The 20540-nt window shown below is 61.9% G+C and carries 20 protein-coding genes and 1 tRNA gene; 8 read left to right on the plus strand and 13 right to left on the minus strand.

The genetic code is table 11. The features are described from left to right. Positions 1 to 54 precede the first annotated feature (54 nt). Entirely contained in the window at positions 55 to 1587 is a 1533-nt protein-coding gene (locus tag ABI796_RS00995; RefSeq protein ID WP_141283354.1) for an amino acid permease, read from the minus strand. A 227-nt stretch (positions 1588 to 1814) separates the two neighbouring features. On the opposite strand from ABI796_RS00995, the gene ABI796_RS01000 reads away from it, so the two are divergent. Continuing rightward, positions 1815 to 2510 carry a TetR/AcrR family transcriptional regulator gene (locus ABI796_RS01000; RefSeq protein WP_141283355.1) on the plus strand — a complete coding sequence of 232 codons (696 nt, stop codon included), beginning with the start codon at positions 1815 to 1817 and terminating at the stop codon, positions 2508 to 2510. Here the strand turns inward: ABI796_RS01000 and ABI796_RS01005 are convergent. From ABI796_RS01005 to ABI796_RS01020, 4 genes are all read right to left on the minus strand, one after another. Continuing rightward, on the minus strand, positions 2497 to 3414 hold the full coding sequence (locus tag ABI796_RS01005; protein ID WP_170224907.1) for a zeta toxin family protein: 918 nt from the start codon (positions 3412 to 3414) through the stop codon (positions 2497 to 2499). The genes ABI796_RS01000 and ABI796_RS01005 overlap by 14 nt on opposite strands. 583 nt (positions 3415 to 3997) lie before the next feature. Beyond that, positions 3998 to 4621, minus strand: coding sequence for a Pr6Pr family membrane protein (locus ABI796_RS01010; RefSeq protein ID WP_141283357.1), 624 nt, complete (start codon positions 4619 to 4621; stop codon positions 3998 to 4000). A 53-nt stretch (positions 4622 to 4674) separates the two neighbouring features. Continuing rightward, positions 4675 to 6048, minus strand: coding sequence for a DNA repair protein RadA (radA, locus tag ABI796_RS01015; protein ID WP_141283358.1), 1374 nt, complete (start codon positions 6046 to 6048; stop codon positions 4675 to 4677). Between the two features lie 47 nt (positions 6049 to 6095). Next, positions 6096 to 7223, minus strand: a complete 1128-nt coding sequence (locus tag ABI796_RS01020) for an aromatic acid exporter family protein (RefSeq protein WP_141283359.1) — start codon at positions 7221 to 7223, stop codon at positions 6096 to 6098. A 238-nt stretch (positions 7224 to 7461) separates the two neighbouring features. Between ABI796_RS01020 and pstS the strand changes: the two genes are divergently transcribed. From pstS to pstB, 4 genes are all read left to right on the plus strand, one after another. Further along, complete coding sequence (gene pstS, locus ABI796_RS01025; RefSeq protein ID WP_011772965.1) at positions 7462 to 8583, plus strand: phosphate ABC transporter substrate-binding protein PstS; 1122 nt, start codon at positions 7462 to 7464, stop codon at positions 8581 to 8583. A gap of 153 nt (positions 8584 to 8736) precedes the next feature. After that, the gene (pstC, locus tag ABI796_RS01030; protein ID WP_141283360.1) at positions 8737 to 9669 is read left to right on the plus strand and encodes a phosphate ABC transporter permease subunit PstC; all 933 of its coding nucleotides are present in this window, start codon (positions 8737 to 8739) and stop codon (positions 9667 to 9669) included. Then, positions 9670 to 10773, plus strand: coding sequence for a phosphate ABC transporter permease PstA (gene pstA, locus ABI796_RS01035; RefSeq protein WP_141283361.1), 1104 nt, complete (start codon positions 9670 to 9672; stop codon positions 10771 to 10773). A 71-nt stretch (positions 10774 to 10844) separates the two neighbouring features. Further along, positions 10845 to 11624 (plus strand): phosphate ABC transporter ATP-binding protein PstB, encoded by a 780-nt coding sequence (pstB, locus tag ABI796_RS01040; protein ID WP_017197024.1) that lies wholly within the window; start codon positions 10845 to 10847, stop codon positions 11622 to 11624. Positions 11625 to 11739: 115 nt separating this feature from the next. Here the strand turns inward: pstB and ABI796_RS01045 are convergent, their stop codons facing one another. Together ABI796_RS01045 and ABI796_RS01050 are read right to left on the minus strand one after the other, a co-directional pair. Next, positions 11740 to 12756 (minus strand): inorganic phosphate transporter, encoded by a 1017-nt coding sequence (locus ABI796_RS01045; RefSeq protein WP_141283362.1) that lies wholly within the window; start codon positions 12754 to 12756, stop codon positions 11740 to 11742. Position 12757: 1 nt separating this feature from the next. Then, a complete protein-coding gene (locus tag ABI796_RS01050) occupies positions 12758 to 13375 on the minus strand; it encodes a DUF47 domain-containing protein (RefSeq protein ID WP_141283363.1) in 618 nt (205 codons plus the stop codon). 195 nt (positions 13376 to 13570) lie between these two features. Between ABI796_RS01050 and ABI796_RS01055 the strand changes: the two genes are divergently transcribed. Continuing rightward, positions 13571 to 14308, plus strand: a complete 738-nt coding sequence (locus ABI796_RS01055) for a hypothetical protein (protein WP_141283364.1) — start codon at positions 13571 to 13573, stop codon at positions 14306 to 14308. A gap of 233 nt (positions 14309 to 14541) precedes the next feature. Here the strand turns inward: ABI796_RS01055 and ABI796_RS01060 are convergent, their stop codons facing one another. Next, complete coding sequence (locus tag ABI796_RS01060) at positions 14542 to 15201, minus strand: hypothetical protein (protein ID WP_011772972.1); 660 nt, start codon at positions 15199 to 15201, stop codon at positions 14542 to 14544. A gap of 124 nt (positions 15202 to 15325) precedes the next feature. Between ABI796_RS01060 and ABI796_RS01065 the strand changes: the two genes are divergently transcribed. Further along, positions 15326 to 15398 (plus strand) — tRNA-Lys (locus ABI796_RS01065). 369 nt (positions 15399 to 15767) lie between these two features. On the opposite strand, the gene ABI796_RS01070 is transcribed toward ABI796_RS01065, so the two are convergent. Further along, positions 15768 to 16373, minus strand: coding sequence for a class I SAM-dependent methyltransferase (locus ABI796_RS01070; RefSeq protein ID WP_141283365.1), 606 nt, complete (start codon positions 16371 to 16373; stop codon positions 15768 to 15770). 199 nt (positions 16374 to 16572) lie between these two features. On the opposite strand from ABI796_RS01070, the gene ABI796_RS01075 reads away from it, so the two are divergent. After that, complete coding sequence (locus ABI796_RS01075; protein ID WP_141283366.1) at positions 16573 to 18099, plus strand: alpha-N-arabinofuranosidase; 1527 nt, start codon at positions 16573 to 16575, stop codon at positions 18097 to 18099. On the opposite strand, the gene ABI796_RS01080 is transcribed toward ABI796_RS01075, so the two are convergent. The 4 genes from ABI796_RS01080 to ABI796_RS01095 all read right to left on the minus strand — a co-directional run bounded on the left by ABI796_RS01080 (position 18096) and on the right by ABI796_RS01095 (position 20520). Continuing rightward, on the minus strand, positions 18096 to 18470 hold the full coding sequence (locus tag ABI796_RS01080; RefSeq protein WP_141283367.1) for a hypothetical protein: 375 nt from the start codon (positions 18468 to 18470) through the stop codon (positions 18096 to 18098). The two genes, ABI796_RS01075 and ABI796_RS01080, sit on opposite strands and share 4 nt — an antisense overlap. A 96-nt stretch (positions 18471 to 18566) precedes the next feature. Further along, positions 18567 to 18881, minus strand: a complete 315-nt coding sequence (locus ABI796_RS01085; RefSeq protein ID WP_141283368.1) for a hypothetical protein — start codon at positions 18879 to 18881, stop codon at positions 18567 to 18569. Between the two features lie 9 nt (positions 18882 to 18890). After that, a complete protein-coding gene (locus ABI796_RS01090; RefSeq protein WP_141283369.1) occupies positions 18891 to 19613 on the minus strand; it encodes a GAF and ANTAR domain-containing protein in 723 nt (240 codons plus the stop codon). Between the two features lie 124 nt (positions 19614 to 19737). Continuing rightward, positions 19738 to 20520: a GAF and ANTAR domain-containing protein gene (locus ABI796_RS01095; RefSeq protein WP_141283370.1), complete on the minus strand. Its 783-nt coding sequence runs from the start codon at positions 20518 to 20520 to the stop codon at positions 19738 to 19740. Positions 20521 to 20540 lie beyond the last annotated feature (20 nt).

Raw genomic sequence — 20540 nt, forward strand, 5'->3', positions numbered from 1 at the left:
TGTGCTTGAACTTTGTCCGTGTTTGAACGTGAACTGGTCTAACCTGTGGGCGGGTCAGCCGGCGTTGACGGCTTCCGCAGCCTTGATCTCCCGAGCCCGGATGTTCCGCCGGACCCAGAGGCCCAGGAGCAGGACGGCGCCCACCATGATGGGGGCGGAGAAGAGCAGGACCCCATGTTCACCGGAGGGGTCGTACACTTCGGGGCGCGGCCAGGAAAGGTTGATGACCATCAGGGCGCCGTACAGCACGGCCAGAATGTTGACCGGCAAGCCCCAGCGGCCCAGCGAAAAGAGCCCAGCTGGCATGGTTTGCCCTACCCTGTCCCAATCGCCGCGGAAACGGCTGAGCAGCTGCGGTACCGTGACCATCAGGTATGCCAGGTACACCATCACGATGCACACACTGCAGAGGGTGGTGAACAGTGCGGAGTTGCCGATGTTGATGGCGAGGATTCCCACGGCCAGGGCACCGATAGCGATGGATGGCCACATAGGGGTTCCCCGCTGCGCGTGGACCTTGGAGAGTAGAGCGGAGGCTGGAAGCTTGCCGTCGCGGGCCATGGAGAACACAAGCCGTGAACCTGCGGTTTGGATGGCCAAAGTGCAGACGAAGATGGCGATTGCCACGTCAACCAGCAGTACTTTGCCCCAGAACGTGCCCAGCACAGCAGTGAGCACGTAGGGTAGCCCCTCGGTGGCTAGCCTGCCGTCGTCCAGGCTTGGTGCTGCCATCAGCGCGGCAATGATCATGAGCCCGCCGCCTATACCGGAGATGATCAGCGCCGAAAGAATGGTTCGCGGGGCGGTCTTGCGGGGGTTCTTGGTTTCCTCCGAGAGTTCACCGGCGGAGTTGAAGCCCACCATGACATAGGTGGCCATCAAACCGGACACCAGGAAGGCACCCACTGCGCCAAGATCCGAGGTTGTGACAACACTGACGTCCGCTACTACCTCCGGGCCGCGCTGCGCGGCTGCGAACAGTGCCAGGATCACCGCGGCGACGCCCACGATTTCGCAGGTCACGCCAATGGAGTTGACGTGTGACATGAGCTTCACGCCCAGGCAGTTGATGAGGGTGGTCAACACCAAGAGTGCGGCGCCGAGGATGACAGCGTTCGCCGCTCCGGTGGGGGACGTCAGGGTGGGGTCACCGCCAACCAGCTGGAAGCCATCCCACAATTGGGGGAGGACCACCTGGAGGGCGATGGCTGCTGCGGCAGCCGTGATGACCTGGGCGATGGACATGAACCAGCCCGCGAACCAGCCCACCACTTCACCACCCACGCGGCGCGACCATTGGTAGACAGCCCCGGACAACGGGTAACGGGCGGCGAGTTCAGCGAAGTTCAAGGCCACAAGGAGCTGGCCCACCAGCACCACCGGCCACGTCCAGAAGAAAGCAGGACCGGCGAAGGAGTAGCCGAAGGCGAAGAGCTGGAAGATGGTGGTGAGGATGGAGACGAATGAAAAACCTGCGGCGAACGAAGCGTAGCGGCCAAGCTTGCGGTGCAGCGTGGGCTGGTAGCCGAGCGCTGTCAGGTCTGCATCGTCGGTGCGGGCGGTCGCCGTCGAAAGGGTGGAAGTCATCAGTTTCTCCGTGTCTGGAACGGGATGTGGAACCAGCCCGGAGCGGTTTCTGATCACCCGTCCGGAATATCGGTCAAGTGATAGTTTTTCAGCGCGGTGTCCCCGCTGCGTTTCGCCCATGTAAAGCCTTGGTTACCGCGGATTTCCAGGATGTAAATGAAAACTCACCTCTCGGGGAGCGCGCCGTGAACGGCCTGTTTGAGGGTGCTGCGATGCAAGAATGAAGGGTGACTACAGCCGGACCGGGACGCCCACGAAAACAGCAGGCAGTGCGCCCGGGAGCCACCGCCCGTGACGAGATATTGGACGCGGCTGCAGAGCTCTTCACCAGCCAAGGGTTCGCCAACACCTCCACCCGGGCCATCGCCGACGCCGTAGGGATCCGGCAGTCATCGCTCTATCACCACTTCTCCACCAAGGATGAGCTTCTGGGTGAGTTGCTCGGCGGGACGGTGTCCACAAGCCTCGCCTTTGCCCGGACAGTAAACGACCACAAGGGCGACGACAGGGATGTACTGGCCGCAGCTGCGCGGTTACACGCGGTGGTGCTGTTCGACGGCTCGCAGCTCTGCAATTCCCGATGGAACCTCGGCGTGCTTTACCACCTGCCGGAGGCCAGGGCCCGGATCTTCCAGCCCTTCATGGCAGCCCGAAACGAACTCAGGACCATTTACGGAGAGTTGGGGCGCGAACTCGCGGCAGTCGCCCGGTCAGACGCAAGCCTGGGCGATACCGCTTTCCGTTTGGTGGAGTCCTTGATCAATCTCCGCGCGGACGGACTGATCGCTGCAGACTCCGCGTCTACCACGGCGGATACGGTCTTGATCCTTGCCGGGCTCAGGGAGGAACTTCCGGGAGTGAGGGCTGCCGGCGCGGAGCTCATCCGGCGGTTCGGAGGCTTGCCAGAACTTATGGCTGGCTAAGCCCTCGATAAGCGACGCCCAAAGGTGCGGGAGAGTCCCCCTCTCGGACGCCATTTCGTGCGACGTAGATGCTTTGTTCATCACTGCTGCCTGTCCTGTCATAGACGTACAGCGTCACTTCATCAAAGAGATCTGCCCGAGGATCGTTAAAGAAAGCCACGGCGTTGGCATTGCACGTGCTGGCTCTTGGCGCGCCGGTGGTATAGAGAGCGTCGATCGCCTCGGGAGGCGTGAATCTTCCGCCCAGGAGTGATCCAGTGCCGGCGAAGGCCTTTTCGCGACCACCCCACCAACGTTCGCTGGCTTGGCTTATAGCGGTATCACGGTTCACCTCTACGTTAACTACGGTGAGGTAGCTGTACTCGCCGGTCAGCAGCCATTCAAGATAACGGTCTTTGAGGATTGGCCATGAGAATGTTCCCTCAATGGCAACGTTCACGCCGTCTTCAATCGATCTCCTCAGAATCGCATTCGCCAGATCGGCAGATTCATTATGGACAAGCGAAGCAAGCTCATTGGGTAAGAGCGTCCGCCCGTCCTCTAACTGCAGACGAAGAAGATCATCAAAAATGCCGTCTCTGCGGGCCTTTTCAAGGAGGTGCTCCTTGATGACATCCGGGTCGATAACTCGATAACCGGTGAGCCCTAGTTTCTCGACCTCGGTCGACTTCCCGGCGCCGGGTGGCCCAGCAGTTATGATCGCCGCAGACCCGTCTTTTCCAAGGTCTGCGGCGTCAGCTGTGTAGCTTTCGATCAGTTCTGTATGGAACTTGCGGCGCTGCTTATCCCGCGCGTCGTAAAAAACCGCTGTTGATCGGTGGGAGTCCCTATTAAGTAAGGACCCAGGCTGTGTCAGACGAATCAACTCGCGCTCGGTGCGCAACCGCGCGTCCATTGCCGTCATCCAGGTCCCCCTTGGTGGTGCCCGCGAAGGACTTGCGAACATGCTCCAAGAGGTAGTCGAAGTCGTCATCACTCAGCAAGCCCCTGTGAAGCGCATCTGTGACTTGCTCCCAAGAGCCTGAGGTTCGAACGCTGAGCGGATTTTCCGGCTCTGCATCCTGCGCGAAACTGTAGTTCCAGCTTACAAGCTCGGTAAGCATCGACGTGTGATCCAGCTGACCGGCAGCGTGCCGTAGGATTACCTCACGCGGCGACCTCGCGACCGCGCCGGGAACTGCTTCAACACGCCGCAGGATTCTGGAAACTTCAGCCTGCGAGATCCCTGCATCATTGGCTATTGCCGTCTGTGAGGCGCCGTTCTTGTGTGCTGCCAACACCTCGCGTATGTGGTCCAAGCGCGCCAATTCCTTTTGCGCGTATGCGATCTGAAGAGGCCTTAGGGTCGTCGGCATGATTGAGTTTCTCCTTCCGCCGAAGGCTATACCAAATGTATAGCTGTACCTCAGTCTTGTCCCACGGCCGCGCACTGTCAACACGAGCTACGTCACTCTGCGATAAGTAGGGAGCCAAACTTCCTGGGTGTTCTAGTAATCCACCTGCCGCTTGAGCTTGTTTCCGAGCCAGAGCATCGCAAAGCTCACCACGACGAAACCCACAGTGATGGCCAACGCAAACACCACCACCCCGCCCCAGCCGCCGGCACGGGAAGGATCAATGAACCAGTACGGGTACCAGTTCACGAACGCGCCACGGATCAGGCTGTAGCTCAGGTAAAACACGGGGTAGATGAGCCAGTACCAAATGTGCCGGGCTTCAAGGCGGGCCCGCGGAGGTTGAAACAGCCAATCAGCCACCATCACCACCGGGATCAGGTAGTGGACCACGAAGTTGACCCACGGAACCATGGATCCCAGGTCCTGCCCCGTCAGGAGTGCACCGAACACAATGCCCACAATGGCCATGGCAATGGTGGCAGTGCCACGGGTGACGTCATCGGCTTCGGTGGGCCGTTTGCGGATAAGAACCCGGTAGCCGCTGATGAGGAGCACAGCGGCGGCGAACAGATTCGAAAGGTTGGTGAAGTAGCTGAAGAAGTTCCAGACATCGAACCCCAGGCTGATGTGGACAGCCAACTGGGTGCCCACCGCCACCAGGGTCAGGAGGCCAAAGAAGAAGCGTCCCCCAATAAGCACATTCCGTTTGGTCATGATCCAATCCTTACCGAATTCCCATTAAGCAGGCTCCCGACACCCCGTAAGGGTTAAGTGATCAGCAGTTCCAGCGCCTCAGCCAGATGGCCTACTTCCTTCACCGAGAAGCCATCCGGAATGACACCCGCGCCCGCCGGGCTCGCCGGAACAATGGCGTGGGTGAAGCCGAGCCGGTGAGCTTCCTGGATGCGCTGGTTGATTCCGGGCACGGGGCGCACTTCGCCGGCAAGCCCCACCTCGCCGAACGCTATGAGCCGTTGGGGGAGGGCCTTCCGTGACTTGGCCGATGCCACAGCCAAGGCAACTGCCAGGTCCGTGGCCGGCTCCGTCAGCTTCACGCCACCCACCGTGGCCACATAGGAGTCGTCCTTATGCAGCATGCAGCCCGCACGCTGCTGAAGAACAGCCAGCAGCATGGCAACCCGGGAACTCTCCAGACCACTGGTAGCTCGGCGCGGCTGCGAATTGGCGCTTTCGGCCAGAAGGGACTGAACCTCGGCCAGCAGGGGCCTGCGTCCCTCCATGGTCACCGTGATGCAGGTGCCCGAAACGGGCTCACGTGTCCGTGAAACAAACAACCCACTGGGATCCGCAAGGCCCTCAATACCAGTCTCATTAAGATCAAAGCATCCGACGTCATCCGTGGCGCCGTAGCGGTTCTTGACGGCCCTCAGCAGGCGTAGACGGGAGTGACGCTCGCCTTCGAACTGGCACACAACGTCCACCAGGTGTTCCAGCAGGCGAGGCCCTGCAATGGTGCCTTCCTTGGTCACATGGCCCACCAGCAGTGTGGTCATGTTGCGTCGCTTGGCCGCGGCGATGATGGAAGCAGCCACCTCGCGGACCTGGGAGACGCCCCCGGCGCTGCCCTCAACATCGGCACTGCTCAGCGTCTGCACGGAGTCCACAATCAGCAGCTTGGGCTCCAGTTTCTCCACCTGGCCCAGTGCCTGACCCAAGTCTGTTTCGGCGGAAAGATAAAGAGTATGGGCGACGGCGTCGATCCGCTCCGCACGCAGCTTTACCTGCGCCGCAGATTCCTCTCCGGTGATGTACAAGACATCCTGGCCTGTGCGGGCGAACTTCGCGGCCACGTCCAGCAGGAGCGTGGACTTCCCGACGCCGGGTTCCCCCGCCAGCAGGATGACGGCGCCGGGCACAAGCCCTCCACCGAGGACGCGGTCAAGCTCATCCACGCCGGTGGGCAGGAAGGCAGCAGTGGTCCCATCCACCTCAGCGATCCGGCGGGCCGGCTCCAAAACGACGGCGGCCGCCGTCGTACGCGCTACAGTGGCGCCGTATTCTTCAACGGTTCCCCAGGCCTGGCACTCACCGCACCGTCCCACCCACTTAATGGCGGTCCAGCCGCATTCGGCGCACTTGTAAGCGGGAGTCTTGGATGCGCGGGAGGTCTTTGTAGCCATGCGTTCAAGGTTAGTGGCGGGGACTGACAGTATTAGCCACCCGCACGCTACAGCGCCGGAAGCACCGCGCGGGCCTCGTCCGGCTCCATGCCGCTGGCCTCCAGCAGGTCCACCATGAGCGGGCGGAACAGCATGACCACTGTTTCGCCCTCAAGGCGCTGCACGTCCAGCATCTTGGGATGCAGCCGCGCAGCGATGTCCGAGAGCTCATTCCTGGCACGGCGCAGATGCACCCGGCGCGTACCTTCGCTTTGCTCGGACAAGCCAATGGTCATCTCATCGATCGCCGCAGCCGTTTCCTGGAGAACCTCGGAGATACTCTCGATCGCTTCATCGGACAACGCGGCATGGTTGATGGCGCTGGTGAGCCGCCGTGCAAACACCCGGCTGTTGCGGAGCGCAAGATCGATGTATTCCAGCGAATGCTCCAAACCGGCGAGTTCGTCACGGTGCCTGCGATGCGCCGGTGCCAGAGTGGCAACCTCACCGGAGGCACGCAGAGTCTGCCGCATCCGGTCCACCAGGGGCTGGCAATTGCGGCCCCGGATCAGGGCGTGCCAAGCCGTGGTTGAGTCACTGTCGATCATGGCTTTAGCGCATTCGCGCAGCACTTCGGCGAGCTCATGGAGAATCTTCTGCACGTCTTTCCGGGGCTCACGCCGCGGATCCTTCGGCACCAGGATGGTCACCAGCAACGCAAAGACGCCACCGATCACGGCATCGAGGCTGCGCGTAAAGGGCCCGCCGGCCGGTGCAGGCAGAAGTACCACCAGCAAGGACTGCAACCCCAATTGGGTGGTGAAGATTGTGCCGCTGTCCAAGAACCTGGCCAGCAGGATGGAGAAAAGCAGGACTATGGCGGCCTGCCAGATCCCCGCGCCCAACCAATGAAGCAAGAGGTCGCCCACCACGATGCCCAGCGTGCAGCCAAGACCCACCTCAATCACGCGGCGCAGGCGCGGATCGCGGGAAAAGCCCAGGGCAATCAAGGAAGAAGTAGCCGCGAACAATGGCCCCTGATGCCCCAGCACGTATTCAGCGAAAGCGTAGGCACCCACGGCACAGACAGTCATCTGGAGGGCAGGGGTCAACGAATTCCGGCTGCGGACCAGGCCCGTCCGGACTCTGGCGCGCAGGAACCTCTTGCTTGCAGAAAATCCCTTTGCGGCAGCCATGCCTCCCAGTCTATTTGCCCAACCCCTGCCAACTACCTCAAGCCAGCCGCCCCTCAAGGTGGCACGCGCCACATAACCCAATGGTCCGCCGTCGTTCACCTTCCGTTCACCTTGGACCGCAGATCCCGTTACCTGCACTCCTTACCTTCAGTAAAGGAACACATTTGGTCCACAGCTCGCGCACGCCGAAATCTCCGTTCGGCCCGCATCGAAGAATCCCTGGAAGGGGCACATCCAAGTGAAGGCAACTCACTTCGGCCGCAACGCGGCAATCGCGGTCATCGCAGCCGGCGCTCTCGCGCTCACTGCTTGCGGTTCAGATAACGCAACGGGCACCACTGGCGGCACCCAGTCTGCAGCCTCCGGCCCCAAGGTCACCGGCACCCTGACCGGAATCGGCGCCTCCTCCACCGGAGCAGCCATGGACGCCTGGAAGGCCGGCTTCTCCGCCGCCAACTCCGGCGCAACTGTTCAGTACTCCCCGGACGGTTCCGGCGCAGGCCGCAAGGCCATCATCGATGGCTCGGCGCAGTTCGCCGGCTCGGACGCCTACCTGAAGGACGAGGAGCTCGAAAGCTCCAAGGCCAAGTGCGGCCCCGAAGGCGCCATCAACATCCCGGTGTACATCTCCCCGATCGCTGTTGCCTTCAACGTCCCCGGCGTCACGGACCTGAAGCTCGACGCCGTCACCGTGGCCAAGATCTTCCGCGGCGAAATCGCCAACTGGAACGATCCCGCAATCGCCGCCCTCAACGAAGGCGTCACCCTGCCGGACCTCAAGGTCACCCCGGTAAACCGCTCTGACGACTCCGGCACCACCACCAACTTCACCGACTACCTCGCAGCTGCTGCTCCCGAGGTTTGGACGGACAAGGCCGCCGGCATCTGGCCTGCAACACTTCCGGGCGAAAACGCCAAGGGCACTTCCGGTGTCGTCAAGGTTGTCACCGACACCCCGGGTGCCGTGACCTACGCCGATGACTCCGCTGTTTCCGGCAAGCTGGGCACCGCGTCCATCAAGGTTGGCGACGAATTCGTCAAGATCTCCGCCGAAGCCGCTGCCAAGGCCGTCGAAGCCGGCAAGCCCGTTGACGGCCGCGCCGCCAACGACGTCGCCATCAAGCTGGACCGCAAGACCACCGCATCGGGCGCCTACCCCGTAGTCCTGGTCTCGTACCACGTTGTGTGCACCACCTACGAGACCAAGGAAGTTGCTGACCTGGTCAAGGGCTTCGAAACCTACGTTGTTTCAGACGAAGGACAGAAGACCGCAGCTGACGCCGCAAAGTCCGCGCCGCTGTCCAAGACGCTGCAGGACAAGGCCAAGGCCGCCATCGAAACCATCAAGGCCAAGGCCTAAGGTTTCCCGGCGGGTTTGCTGAACCCGGCTGAACACTGAAGTTCCCTGTCCCGCGCGAAGTTGCCCCTCGGTCCAGTGGCCGCAGAGCCACTCGCGCGGGGCAGGGAACTTAGCCATGTAAGACCAGTTCACTCCAGAATGAAGGAACGTGAAGTGACCACCAACTCCCTGACAACCTCCCAAGGCGCAGGACGCGCCGGGGACAAGGTTTTCTCCGGGGCCGCCATGGCCGCAGGGTGCCTGATTCTCGCGGTCCTCTTCGGAGTCGCGCTGTTCCTTGTGGTGCAGGCCATCCCTGCCCTCACCGCCCCGGCTGAGGATATCCAAGGCGGTAACGGCTTCTTCGCCTACATCGCCCCGATCGTGGTGGGCACCCTGATTGCCGCCGTGATCGCCCTCGTCATCGCCACCCCCGTGGCAATTGGCGTGGCACTGTTCATCTCCCACTACGCTCCCCGCCGCCTCGCTGCCGGCCTCGGCTACGTAGTGGACCTGCTGGCAGCCATCCCCTCTGTTGTTTACGGCGCCTGGGGTGCTGCTTTCCTGGCCAAGGAAATCTCACCGGCCTACGACTGGCTGGCCACCTACCTCGGCTGGATCCCCATCTTTGAAGGACCGGCCTCCGCCACCGGCAAGACCATCCTGACCGCTGGAATCGTCCTGTCCGTCATGGTCCTTCCCATCATCACCTCCCTGTCCCGCGAAATCTTCCTGCAGACCCCCAAGCTGCACGAGGAAGCCGCGCTGGCGCTGGGAGCCACCCGCTGGGAAATGATCAAAATGGCAGTGCTGCCCTTCGGCCGTCCGGGCATCATCAGCGCCATCATGCTGGGCCTCGGCCGTGCACTTGGCGAGACCATGGCTGTTGCCCTGGTGCTCTCCTCCGGTGTTCTCACAGCCAGCCTCATCCAGTCCGGCAACCAGACCATCGCAGCCGAAATTGCCTTGAACTTCCCCGAAGCCAGCGGCATCAAGGTCAACACGTTGATCGCCGCCGGCCTGGTGCTGTTCATCATCACCTTGGGCGTGAACATGATCGCCCGCTGGATCATCACCCGGCACAAAGAATTCTCGGGAGCCAACTAAATGTCCGCCACAGTAGTCCGCAAGCGCTCAGCGCTCACCAAGGGCCAGCTGCCCAAGTTCGCGCCCTACATTGTCCTGGCAGTTGCACTCATTGTGGGTGCGGCCATCATGGCGCTCATCGGCTTCAACGCCTTCGGCTGGGGCATCGTCTCCGCCATCCTGTTCGCCGTGGGCCTGGTGTCCTGGAGCGGGGTTGTTGAAGGTTCGCGGAAGGCCAAGGACAAGCTCGCCACGTGCCTGGTGGTGGGCTCGTTCCTGATTGCCCTCCTTCCCCTGATCTCGGTGATCTTCACCGTGTTGGTCAACGGCATCCCCGGCCTCATCACCCCCGGCTTCCTGGGCACCTCCATGAACGGTGTCACCGGCGCGTACGACAACAAGGCAGTGGAGGAAGGCGCCCCGGTACTCGGCGGCATCTACCACGCACTGCTGGGCACCATCCAGATCACGCTCCTTGCCACGGTCATCTCCGTACCTGTGGGCCTCCTGACCTCCATCTACCTGGTGGAATACGGCAACGACCGTCCGCTGGCCCGCGCCATCACGTTCTTCGTGGATGTCATGACCGGCATCCCCTCGATCGTGGCAGGCCTCTTCGCGGCAGCGTTCTTCTTCGCCATCGTGGGCCCCGGCACCAAGACCGGTGCGGTAGCCGCCGTCGCGCTTTCAGTCCTGATGATCCCTGTTGTGGTCCGCTCCAGCGAGGAAATGCTCAAGATCGTCCCCAACGAGCTCCGCGAGGCCTCGTACGCGCTGGGCGTGCGCAAGTGGCGCACCATCACCAAAGTGGTTATTCCGACGGCGATCTCCGGCATCGCGTCCGGCGTCACCTTGGCGATCGCTCGCGTTATCGGCGAAACCGCGCCGATCCTGGTGACCGCCGGCTTCGCAACCACCATCAACAACAACGTCTTCGGCGGCTGGATGGCCTCGCTGCCCACGTTCATTTACACGCAGATCCTCAACCCCACCTCGCCGTCCAACCCTGAGCCGTCGGACCAGCGTGCTTGGGGCGCGGCGCTGGTGCTGATCATCCTGGTGATGCTCCTGAACCTCGGAGCCCGCCTCATAGCCCGTCTGTTCGCGCCCAAAACGGGACGCTAGCCGGGCCGGCCGCCGGTTATCCGCAGCGGCCCCCTTCAAACTTCCACACCCCCAAGGAACAAAGGAACACCATGTCCAAGCGCATCGACGTCAAAGACCTGAATGTCTACTACGGCAACTTCCTGGCCGTCGAGGACGTCAACATCAACATCCAGGCCAAGTCCGTCACGGCCTTCATCGGCCCGTCCGGCTGCGGCAAGTCCACCTTCCTGCGCACGCTGAACCGCATGCACGAGGTCCTTCCCGGCGCGCGCGTCGAAGGCGAGGTCCTCCTGGACGGCGACAACCTTTACGGCCCCGGCGTGGACCCGGTGACCGTCCGCACCCAGGTGGGCATGGTCTTCCAGCGCCCCAACCCGTTCCCCACCATGTCCATCCGCGACAATGTGCTGGCCGGCGTGAAGCTGAACAACAAGAAGATCTCCAAGGGCGCTGCCGATGCCCTGGTGGAGAAGTCCCTGGTGGGCGCCAACCTGTGGAACGAGGTCAAGGACCGCCTGGACAAGCCCGGCTCCGGCCTTTCCGGTGGTCAGCAGCAGCGCCTCTGCATCGCCCGCGCCATTGCCGTTGAGCCCCAGGTGATCCTCATGGACGAGCCCTGCTCTGCCCTGGACCCCATTTCCACCCTTGCCGTTGAGGACCTCATCAACGAGCTCAAGGACCAGTACACCGTGGTGATCGTGACCCACAACATGCAGCAGGCTGCGCGTGTTTCGGACAAGACCGCGTTCTTCAACATTGCAGGCACCGGCAAGCCCGGCAAGCTGATCGAGTTCGCGGATACCACCAGCATCTTCAACAACCCTGCCCAGAAGGCAACGGAAGACTACGTCTCCGGCCGCTTCGGATAAGGGTTTTTCAGGTTCCGGCTTCTATGGGGGGAGTCGGCACAGAACGACGGTGGCCGTCGCCTTGGGGGTACGGCCGCCGTCGTTTTTTCTTGCCCAACTGACCAGATGGTTTGGATTAGAGGTCCGCGAGGGGCGAGAACGCCAGCTCCAGGACGAACGCCGCCGCGGCTGTGATCAACGGCGTGGCCACCCAGAACAGCAGGATGCTCCGGACCAGGCGCCTGTTCACGGTGTGAAACCGCTGGTTCACACCGGCACCCAGCACCGAGGCCGTGAGCGTGTGTGTAGTGGAAAGCGGCAAGTGAAACCCGATTGCGCCGATGAACAGCATCACGGACGTCAAAGTCTGCGCCACGAAACCCCGCAGCGGATCCACTCGAATGAGTTTGTGGCCCAGGGTGTGGGAAATCCGCCAGCCGCCAAACATGGTGCCTGCCGTGAGCATGATGGCCGTGAGAAGCAGGATCCAGAGCGGGACGTCGCTGCCGCCGGACAACCCGGCAGCAACCATGGCCAACACCATCACTGCAGCCGTGCGTTGACCATCCTGCAGCCCGTGGCCGAAAGCCACCGCAGCGGTTGCGACGGCCTGCGCCCGGCGGAAACGCCGGTTCACCACGTTGGGCTGTGTGTAGCGGGCAGCCCACGTCACAGGCCACACCAGCAGGTACGCAGCCACGAACGCGATCACGGGGGACAGCACCAACGGCAGCACCACTTGGGTGAGCATGACGTTGTCCATGCCGCCCACCGCGTTGCCGCCCACAAGGACGCTCGCGGCACCGGCCCCAATCAGACCGCCAACCAGTGAGTTGGTGGAGGACAACGGGATCCCGCGCCACCACGCATACACGCCCCACAAGATGGCTGCGGTCAGCGCTGAGGCGAGCATGGTGAGCCCGCTGGTTCCGCTGGGCAGAGTAATCCAGGACTGCGTGAAGGCGAGGATGAAGGTGCCGCTAAGCATGGCACCCACAAAGTTGAAGATCGCGGCGAGCAGGACAGCTATGGACGGTGTCAGGGCGCGGGTCCGCGTGGAAAGCGCGACGGCGTTGGAGACATCGCGGAAGCCGTTGAGGAACGCAAACCCGGAGGCCAAAGCAACTACCAGGACCAGGAAGGCGATGATCACGTCATGATTCCTTGACGATGATGCTGCCTACCTGGGTGGCGACCTTCCGCATGTCCTTGGTAACTTCCACCAACTGGTTGGCGATGTCCCGGTGCCGCGCGAACTGAGTGGACTTCATATCCTTGAGCATCTCGGCCACCCAGATCCGGTGCGAGCGTTCTGCGCGTTTGGCCAAGCGAAGGATCTCAATCCAATAGTCCTCGAGCTCGTCCAGGTCCTCCAGCTTCCGCATGGCGTCCACGGTGAGCTCGGCCTGCCGGCTGATGATCTCCAGCTGGTCCGCAGCGCGTTTGGGCAGTCGATCCAGTTTGTAGAGCGCCACGAGGTCTCCGGCGGCGTCGAGCTTCTCCATGGCCTCATTGAGGTGTCGGGAGAGGGTGTACATGTCCTCGCGGGGGAGCGGGTTCACGAAGCTGGTCCGCATATGCGTCAGCAGCGCGAAATGCAGGTCCAGGGATTTGGACTCGTGCTCATGGAGCTCTTCGGCGAGGCGCTGGTGTTCACTGGCCGGCGCGCCGAGTATTTCGGAGAGCGTTCCAGTCGCGGCAACAATGACGCCGGCCATCTGCGCGAGCAGTACAAGCCCGGCAGGTTCCTGGGGAAAAAGGCGCAGCTTCATTTCGCTTCCGGGCCGGGGACGGATGGGCACGGGCGATGTGACTTGACGCAGCCCGTTTCGGTCCCAACTTTACCGGTCCAATGGTGGCGGCCGCGAAGCCCCGGGGGTGTCGCGGGCACTTCTCCCCATCGCAGCGGACCCAGGAATCATGCGACACTGTTGAAGCACCTGATAAATCCACTCAATGGGGGAACCATGCGACTCAACAATGTCATGAAAATTTCCGGCATCGCCGCAGCCGGCCTGATGGCCCTGACCGCCTGTGGCGGAACCCCGGCAAGCTCGACGACGGCTGCTTCCGAGCCGTCGTCGTCCTCCTCGGCCTCAGCGCCCGCTTCAACGTCAGCCTCGGCGTCCCCGTTGGCCTCCACCTCTTCAGAGGGGGCCGGAACCTCGTCCGGCTCGTACAAGGTTGCTGCCTGGGCGCTGCCGATCTCCGAGGCTGGAGACAAGCTGGGCACCGTCAAGGGCGACAGCTTCAGCGTGGATATCTACCAAGTGGCCACCGATGTGGCGTCCAAGGACAGCATGTTCGTGGACAAGGACACCAAGGAAAACCTGCTCAAGAAGGGCGACCCCGTGGTGTACCTCAACTACGTGGTGACCAACACCTCCTCAGCTGAGATTCCCCTGAGCCACTCGCTGATCACTCCCAACGCCAAGTACACGGACTGGAAGTACCTCGGCGGGATGCCCTCGGACTCCAGCAGCGATGGTTACAAGAAGCACGGTCTTTCGAGCTCCGGCGTGAAGCTGAAGGAGAAGGACCCGTTCGTGCTCAAGCCGGGTGAGTCCTTCAACATTGCGGAGAACTTCGCTTACACCGCTGGCAAGGAAACCGAAATCAAGGTCACCATGACGCCTCAGGGTGCCGATGGCGACCTCGATCACGACAAGAAGGAAACGGCCGAAACCACGGTCACACTGAAATAGTTTTCACCGCGAAGGCCCGGGCCGGCATCAACGCCGGTCCGGGCCTTCTGCTTCCGGGCATAAAAATGGTGCCGAACCGGATACGCCTCTCGGCGGTAGGCCGCTCGAAGCGGCTAAATGTTGAAGCCCGGGGGTTTCGCGGTTCGACACCAGTTTTAGTTTTCACCGTCAGGCGGGCTAAGTCAACATTGACAGGCCGGGTCCGACGTGGGTAGCTTTAGCCCCTTTTTTGGCTAGTCCAGCTCACCCAGGCGCCACGCATTGGCCGCGTGCTCAAGGTCTTCTGCGGTCTTCACCAGCTGATGGGAATTGCGCGTGAGCTTGCTGGCGTGGCCTTCGTTGCTGTGCTCGGCGCCGTCGGCGAGGGTCGCCTGGCCAAGCGCCACCACGCGGCAGAAGGCGGCGGAACGTTCCAGCGCGACGTCGAACTCGCCGTCGAAAGCACCGGACAGGATGGCGTCAGCCATGGTCTTCATTTCATCGGCTCCCGGCGGCTCGGCAGCACCTGCCACCACGTTGGAAACCTGTGCGGTATCGCGGCCGGCCCTGAAGTAGACGGAAATTTTCTCCGGGTTCTGAATAGTCGCGGCGCGGAGGGCGTAAAGCCGCCAGAGGGCGCCGGGCAGAGACCGTGCCGGGCTCTCGGCCCACATTTCGGCAATGGCTTCGAGGCCCTGCTCGTCCGCCAGCTTCACCAAACGGCGGGTGACCTTGGGGTCGTCACTGTCGCGGCCGCGTCTGACCAGCGCCTGGGCAGCGAGGTGGGCTGCCTCCGAGACCCGCGCGGGGTCGGCACCACCTGCGAACGGTTCGAAATCGATGGGCGCGAAGGGCTTGGGCTTGTGGTGCCTGTTTGCTCCGCCGTACGCACGTGATCCTGGCTGTTCGCTCATGAGTTCACCGTACTCCTGTGCTCTGGTGGGGTCGAGTAACGGTTGCCGACGGCGCACGTCACCGTCAGTTCCACAGTGGCCTTGACGTTGGGGTACAGTATTCATGGCTGTTTCAACAGCTGGAGGGCCTTTAGCTCAGTTGGTAGAGCATCGGACTTTTAATCCGTGGGTCGTGGGTTCGATCCCCACAGGGCCCACCCTCCAAATCCCCCGGAACCACACGGTTCCGGGGGATTTTTTATGTGCCCGGATTGTGGGCAGATTCTCCGCGCTGCATCCGCTTCAGCTCGGCAAAGCCGTGGCGGACGGAGGGTGTGGGGCTGCTCATGAGCTGAGGATCTCGAGGATGCCTCTGAAGATCCGGGCGGGCGAGCGGTACCAGGGGAGATGAGTGACCTTCAAGGAGCCGTCCTCGAACTCGGTCACGAGCACCCGATCCTTGGCCACGAAGCGGAAGCGCTTGGAGAGTGGCAGATTCGAGCCTTCGCGCGGATCCCGTACTCGTTCGAATCTCCCGCCGCACAAGGGTGAGGCAGGCGAACAAGGCAGGGTTGCCGCCCTGAAAGTCAGAGCTTGGTGCGGATGGCAGTGATCGCCGCGTGGGGGCGCGCTTCGGGGTCGACGCGGGAGTGTGCGCTGACCATGGTGAAACCGGCCTTCAGTAGTCGTGCCGACATTTCCTCCACAGACCAGAAGTAGGCGGGAGTCACTGCATGCGGGAACGACTCACCGGACGGGCCATCGAAGAATCCGAGTAAGAGGCCCCCGTCGGGCTTGGTGCATCGGGCAAACTCGTCCAGAACCCGGCCAATGTTGGCTGGGGGAGTGTGAATCACCGAGTACCACGCGAGGATCCCCGCCAGCGATTGATCCGGTGTGGGCAGCGTTTCAAATGAGCCCAGAGAGAACGGAACTTCCGGGAAGTTCTGCCTGGCAGTCTCGAGGAACTCCGGGACTAAATCCACCCCTTCGACGTCAACCCCGGCAGAGTGCAGGAAGTTGGTCCACTGCCCAGGTCCGCAGCCAGCATCCAAAACTTTGCCGGACAGGCCACTGGCCCACTCGAGAACGAGTTGCTGATCTTCCGGTTGCGCGCTGTTGATGGAGCCGAAGAGCGAGGTGTATTCGGCCGCGCGCGCAGAATATGCGGCGCTCACGACTACTGAGGACATGTACTCAGCCTAGAGGCCAGCAGTGCTCCCGCTCTCGTTCAAATCTCCCGCCGCACAACGGTGAGGCAGGCGAACAAGGGCGGGACCGGGCGCGGATGCGGCAAGAAATCTCTTGACTCCCGCACCACGGCCACGTCAGCATGGTTTCTATAACGTTGTAGAAACCCGCAAACCAGCCAAGCAGAAAAGGACCCACCCTTTGGGAAACCAAGAGAACCCCACGGCCAAAATCACCATCGACCCCGCATTCGTCGTGGGCCCTGTCAGGAGGAAGACGTTCGGGGCCTTCGTGGAGCACCTCGGCCGCTGTGTGTACACGGGCATCTTTGAGCCCGGGCATCCGAAAGCGGACGACGACGGATTTCGCACCGACGTCCTGGAGCTCACCAAGGAACTCGGCGTCTCCACGGTCCGGTACCCGGGCGGCAACTTCGTCTCGGGCTACCGCTGGGAAGACGGCGTGGGACCCAAGGAAGACCGCCCAACAAGGCTCGATCTTGCCTGGCACTCCAGCGACCCCAACCTGGTGGGTGTGGACGAGTTCGCCAAGTGGTCCGCGAAAGCCGGAGTTGAACCCATGATGGCCGTCAACCTGGGCACCAGGGGCACTCAGGAAGCTCTGGACCTGCTGGAGTACTCCAACATCAAGGGCGGAACGGCCCTGTCCGAACAGCGCAAGGCGAATGGCGCCGTCGAGCCTTACAACATAAAGATGTGGTGCCTCGGGAACGAGATGGACGGCTTCTGGCAGATCGGCCACAAGAAAGCGGCAGAGTACGCGCGGGTGGCTGCTGAAACCGCGCGGGCAATGCGCATGGTCAATCCTGATCTGGAACTGGTGGCTTGTGGAAGTTCGGCGCCCACCATGCCCACGTTCGGCGAATGGGAGCGAGTGGTCCTCAACGAGACCTACGAGCTGGTGGATCTGATCTCGGCGCACCAGTACTTCGAGGACTTCGGGGATCTGCAGGAGCACCTGTCCGCAGGGCACCGGATGGAGGCGTTCATCAAGGATCTGGTGTCACACATTGACCACGTGAAATCGGCGAATAAGTCCGGGAAGCAGGTGAACATTTCCTTTGATGAGTGGAACGTCTGGCACATGTCCCGCGATGAGTCCAAGGCGCCCACCGGTGACGATTGGCCCGTGGCACCCGTGCTGCTGGAGGACCGTTACACGGTGGCCGACGCAGTGGTGGTGGGTGATCTGCTCATCACGCTGCTGCGCAACACGGACCGCGTTCACTCAGCGAGCCTCGCGCAATTGGTCAACGTGATTGCCCCCATCATGACTGAGCCGGGTGGCCGGGCCTGGAAACAAACCACGTTCCACCCCTTCGCGCTCACTTCACAGCACGCCTCAGGAACGGTGCTGAACCTTGCCGCTGAGTCCCCGCTGCTGGAGACCCAAAAGACGGCCGGCTTCACCGCCCTGTCCGCAGTGGCAACGTTGGACGCGGAAGCCAGGCAGGCCGTGGTGTTCGTGGTGAACCGCTCGGCGACGGACGCGCTGACGCTGGACGCCGCCGTCGGAAGCCTCAACCCAAAGAGGGTAATCGAGGCCGTTACGTACGCGAACAAGGACCCGTACTGGCAGGCGACGGCTGACGATTCCACGTCAGTGCTGCCGTCCGAGAATGTCAGTGTAAAGCTCGACGGCGGCCGTCTCACCGCCGAACTTCCGGCTGTGAGCTGGAGCATGATCCGTCTGGAATTGAACCCCTAGGCGATCGCCTGGGACCCGTCCGTGAAGAGCGGAAACGCCGAGATTGGTGTGACGGTGGCTGTCCTGGTGGGCTCCGGTGTCTGCGTTGCAGGCGTCGGAGCCGGCTCTTCGCTGGTCACGATTTCCATGGATTCCATGTCCAGCAGGCGTCGGCTCCCGGTCTCGTCCTGAAGCCAGAAGAGCTCAGTGCCCGCTACTGTTTTGACTACCGTGCCCCGGTGATAGAGACGGCCGTTATGCCAGGCCTCTATGTACTCGCCAGGCTTCAGCGCATGCGGCTCGTCCTGGCTGCCCGGCAGCGTGCCGAAGGCCTGTGCCAAGCTGGCCTGTGTCTTCAGCGCCTGGAAAAGATCCCTGTTTGCAATGCTCATTTCTGCTCCCCTCCGCTGGATGCGTCATCCATGAGATCCAGCTTTACGCATGTATGTTGCGGGCGCGTTGCAGGAAAATGAGCGGTGTGTGTCAGGCTACGGGGAAGCCTGACCATCCTCGGGGGAATCGTTTTCTTTCCCGGATGGCTGCTCGTTCGGCGGGAACTCATCAGAGTAGGGTGCGCGGGGACCAGCCCCGAACATCAGCTCGTTTGCAGCCATGGCAAGAAGATCGCGTTCGAGTTCGGGCAAAGAAAGCATCCCTTGGAGATACGCCTCAACCTCGTACTCACCAACTGATCCGCCGATGCTGAAGTACTGCAGCCAGAGAGCGCCTACGGTGATGCTGGCGCCCGAAAGCACCGCCTTCAGTCTTTGGCGTTGCTCAGGTTCGTTGCTGTCGAAGCCCATACTGCGGCCCTAGTTCCGGTCTGCCGGGATCCCGGCTACCAGCTCCACGCTGACGTCCTGCAGGCTTTGGTTCTTCTGCCGTGAGGTCAGAATCAACTGCTGGAGGGCTCGCTCGTGGGTGATCTTGTGGCGCTCCATGAGGACGCCGCAGGCGCGGTTGACCACGTCCCGGCTGTACAGGGCTGCCTGCAAGCCGGCGCTGATACGTTGTGGTGTTTCAGCGCTTTGAATGTGGGAGAGGAGAGTGGCGGCGGGGGAAGCGAAGAGTTCCATCAGCCCGGCGGTGGCTGCATCAAAAACAGCGGGCTCCGGGGCGTAGACCTTGATAGCGCCGATGCTGTGTCCATTGGCCAGGAGCGGAGCGCTGACCACTGACCTGATGGGCAGTTTGCTGACAGCTGCGCTCCATTCGGGCCACCGGTTATCCGTGTGCACATCGCGGATGAGCACGGTTTCCTCGGACGCCCAGGCTGTAAGGCAGGGTCCTTGCCCCAGCTCATACTGCAGATGATCGGCCTGCTCCACAATGCTGTCCGTAAATCCGGTGCTGCTCCGCCGCGCCTGGGCATCAAGGATGGACACCCCTGCACCCGAGCTTCCTGGCACGGATTCCTTGATGGCCTGGGAGAGATTCTGTACGGCGTGGTCTACTTTTTCCTCCGTGAGGAGTAGCCCCAGGATCCTGCCGATGGCACCAGAGAGTTCATCCAAAGGAAGTTGCTTCTTTGTCATGTCTTCTCCCCAGCCGATTCACGTCGGAAGACCGACGACAGTTCTGTGAGTCCTGGACTCCCGCGTAGCAATTCCAGCCTAATGGTTGAATCTGCCCAAACCCGAACTGCAGAAAGCAATTTTCCTACTCCTCAAATGAAGCAGAAATTCTGCGGTCTCCAGCAATATGGGCGATGACTCCTTCTGCAACTGCGCGCAACTTGATATTGCGATGGCTTGAGGCGCTGACCAGGATTTGGAACGCCGCATCCCGGCTGCAGCGGTTCTGCGCCATAACAATTCCCACTGCGGTGTCGATCGCCGTCCGGGACTCCAGCGCGGCCGTCAGGTTTTCGCGGGCATCGCGCAACTGAGCCATCTTCAGGGCGAGGTGCAACGCCTTCGCTCCCGTTGCGGTGACCCTCTCAGCAGCCAAAATTGCATCGTGGGAGAAGCCATGGGGCAACTTTGAGTAAAGGTTGACTACGGCTTCGGCCGTGCTGTTCAGTTCCATGGGCAAAGCCAAAATAGAACCGACGTCGGTGCAGGCAGCGGCTTTCATATAGTCCGGCCACCGTGTTTCCTGACGAACGTCCGGGACATTGGCGATGGTTCGCGTACGCAGCGCCGTTAGGCATGGGCCGTCGCCGAAGCTGTTTTGGATGTAGTCCAACTTGCGAGCCAAAGGATCGCTATCGGCCACAGCAACCGGCTTTTTCTGCCGAATAACAGTCACTCCGCAGGCTATGACGTTGCCTTTGCTGGTGAGTTTCCTGGCTGTCATGGAGACGAGGTCCTGGAGGAACTCCCGGATATCGGCGTTTTCCACCAGAAGGTGCTGGAGGTGTTCGAGGAAGTCGGTGAGGTTGACACTCTCCTCTTCCATTCCAGAACCTGAAATGTGCTGTGAGGGCTGGGTTTCAGTCATCTAACTTCCTCCGCTGTGTG

This window comes from Paenarthrobacter aurescens (assembly GCF_041549525.1).
Classification (GTDB): Bacteria; Actinomycetota; Actinomycetes; order Actinomycetales; family Micrococcaceae; genus Arthrobacter; species Arthrobacter aurescens.

Bases quoted from the DNA above. Each gene is read 5' to 3' on its own strand.
- ABI796_RS00995 (WP_141283354.1), bottom strand. From the start codon at position 1,587: ATGACTTCCACCCTTTCGACGGCGACCGCCCGCACCGACGATGCAGAC.
- ABI796_RS01005 (WP_170224907.1), bottom strand. From the start codon at position 3,414: ATGACGGCAATGGACGCGCGGTTGCGCACCGAGCGCGAGTTGATTCGT.
- ABI796_RS01010 (WP_141283357.1), bottom strand. From the start codon at position 4,621: ATGACCAAACGGAATGTGCTTATTGGGGGACGCTTCTTCTTTGGCCTC.
- radA (WP_141283358.1), bottom strand. From the start codon at position 6,048: ATGGCTACAAAGACCTCCCGCGCATCCAAGACTCCCGCTTACAAGTGC.
- ABI796_RS01020 (WP_141283359.1), bottom strand. From the start codon at position 7,223: ATGGCTGCCGCAAAGGGATTTTCTGCAAGCAAGAGGTTCCTGCGCGCC.
- pstA (WP_141283361.1), top strand. From the start codon at position 9,670: ATGTCCGCCACAGTAGTCCGCAAGCGCTCAGCGCTCACCAAGGGCCAG.
- pstB (WP_017197024.1), top strand. From the start codon at position 10,845: ATGTCCAAGCGCATCGACGTCAAAGACCTGAATGTCTACTACGGCAAC.
- ABI796_RS01050 (WP_141283363.1), bottom strand. From the start codon at position 13,375: ATGAAGCTGCGCCTTTTTCCCCAGGAACCTGCCGGGCTTGTACTGCTC.
- ABI796_RS01055 (WP_141283364.1), top strand. From the start codon at position 13,571: ATGCGACTCAACAATGTCATGAAAATTTCCGGCATCGCCGCAGCCGGC.
- ABI796_RS01060 (WP_011772972.1), bottom strand. From the start codon at position 15,201: ATGAGCGAACAGCCAGGATCACGTGCGTACGGCGGAGCAAACAGGCAC.
- ABI796_RS01070 (WP_141283365.1), bottom strand. From the start codon at position 16,373: ATGTCCTCAGTAGTCGTGAGCGCCGCATATTCTGCGCGCGCGGCCGAA.
- ABI796_RS01080 (WP_141283367.1), bottom strand. From the start codon at position 18,470: ATGAGCATTGCAAACAGGGATCTTTTCCAGGCGCTGAAGACACAGGCC.
- ABI796_RS01085 (WP_141283368.1), bottom strand. From the start codon at position 18,881: ATGGGCTTCGACAGCAACGAACCTGAGCAACGCCAAAGACTGAAGGCG.
- ABI796_RS01090 (WP_141283369.1), bottom strand. From the start codon at position 19,613: ATGACAAAGAAGCAACTTCCTTTGGATGAACTCTCTGGTGCCATCGGC.
- ABI796_RS01095 (WP_141283370.1), bottom strand. From the start codon at position 20,520: ATGACTGAAACCCAGCCCTCACAGCACATTTCAGGTTCTGGAATGGAA.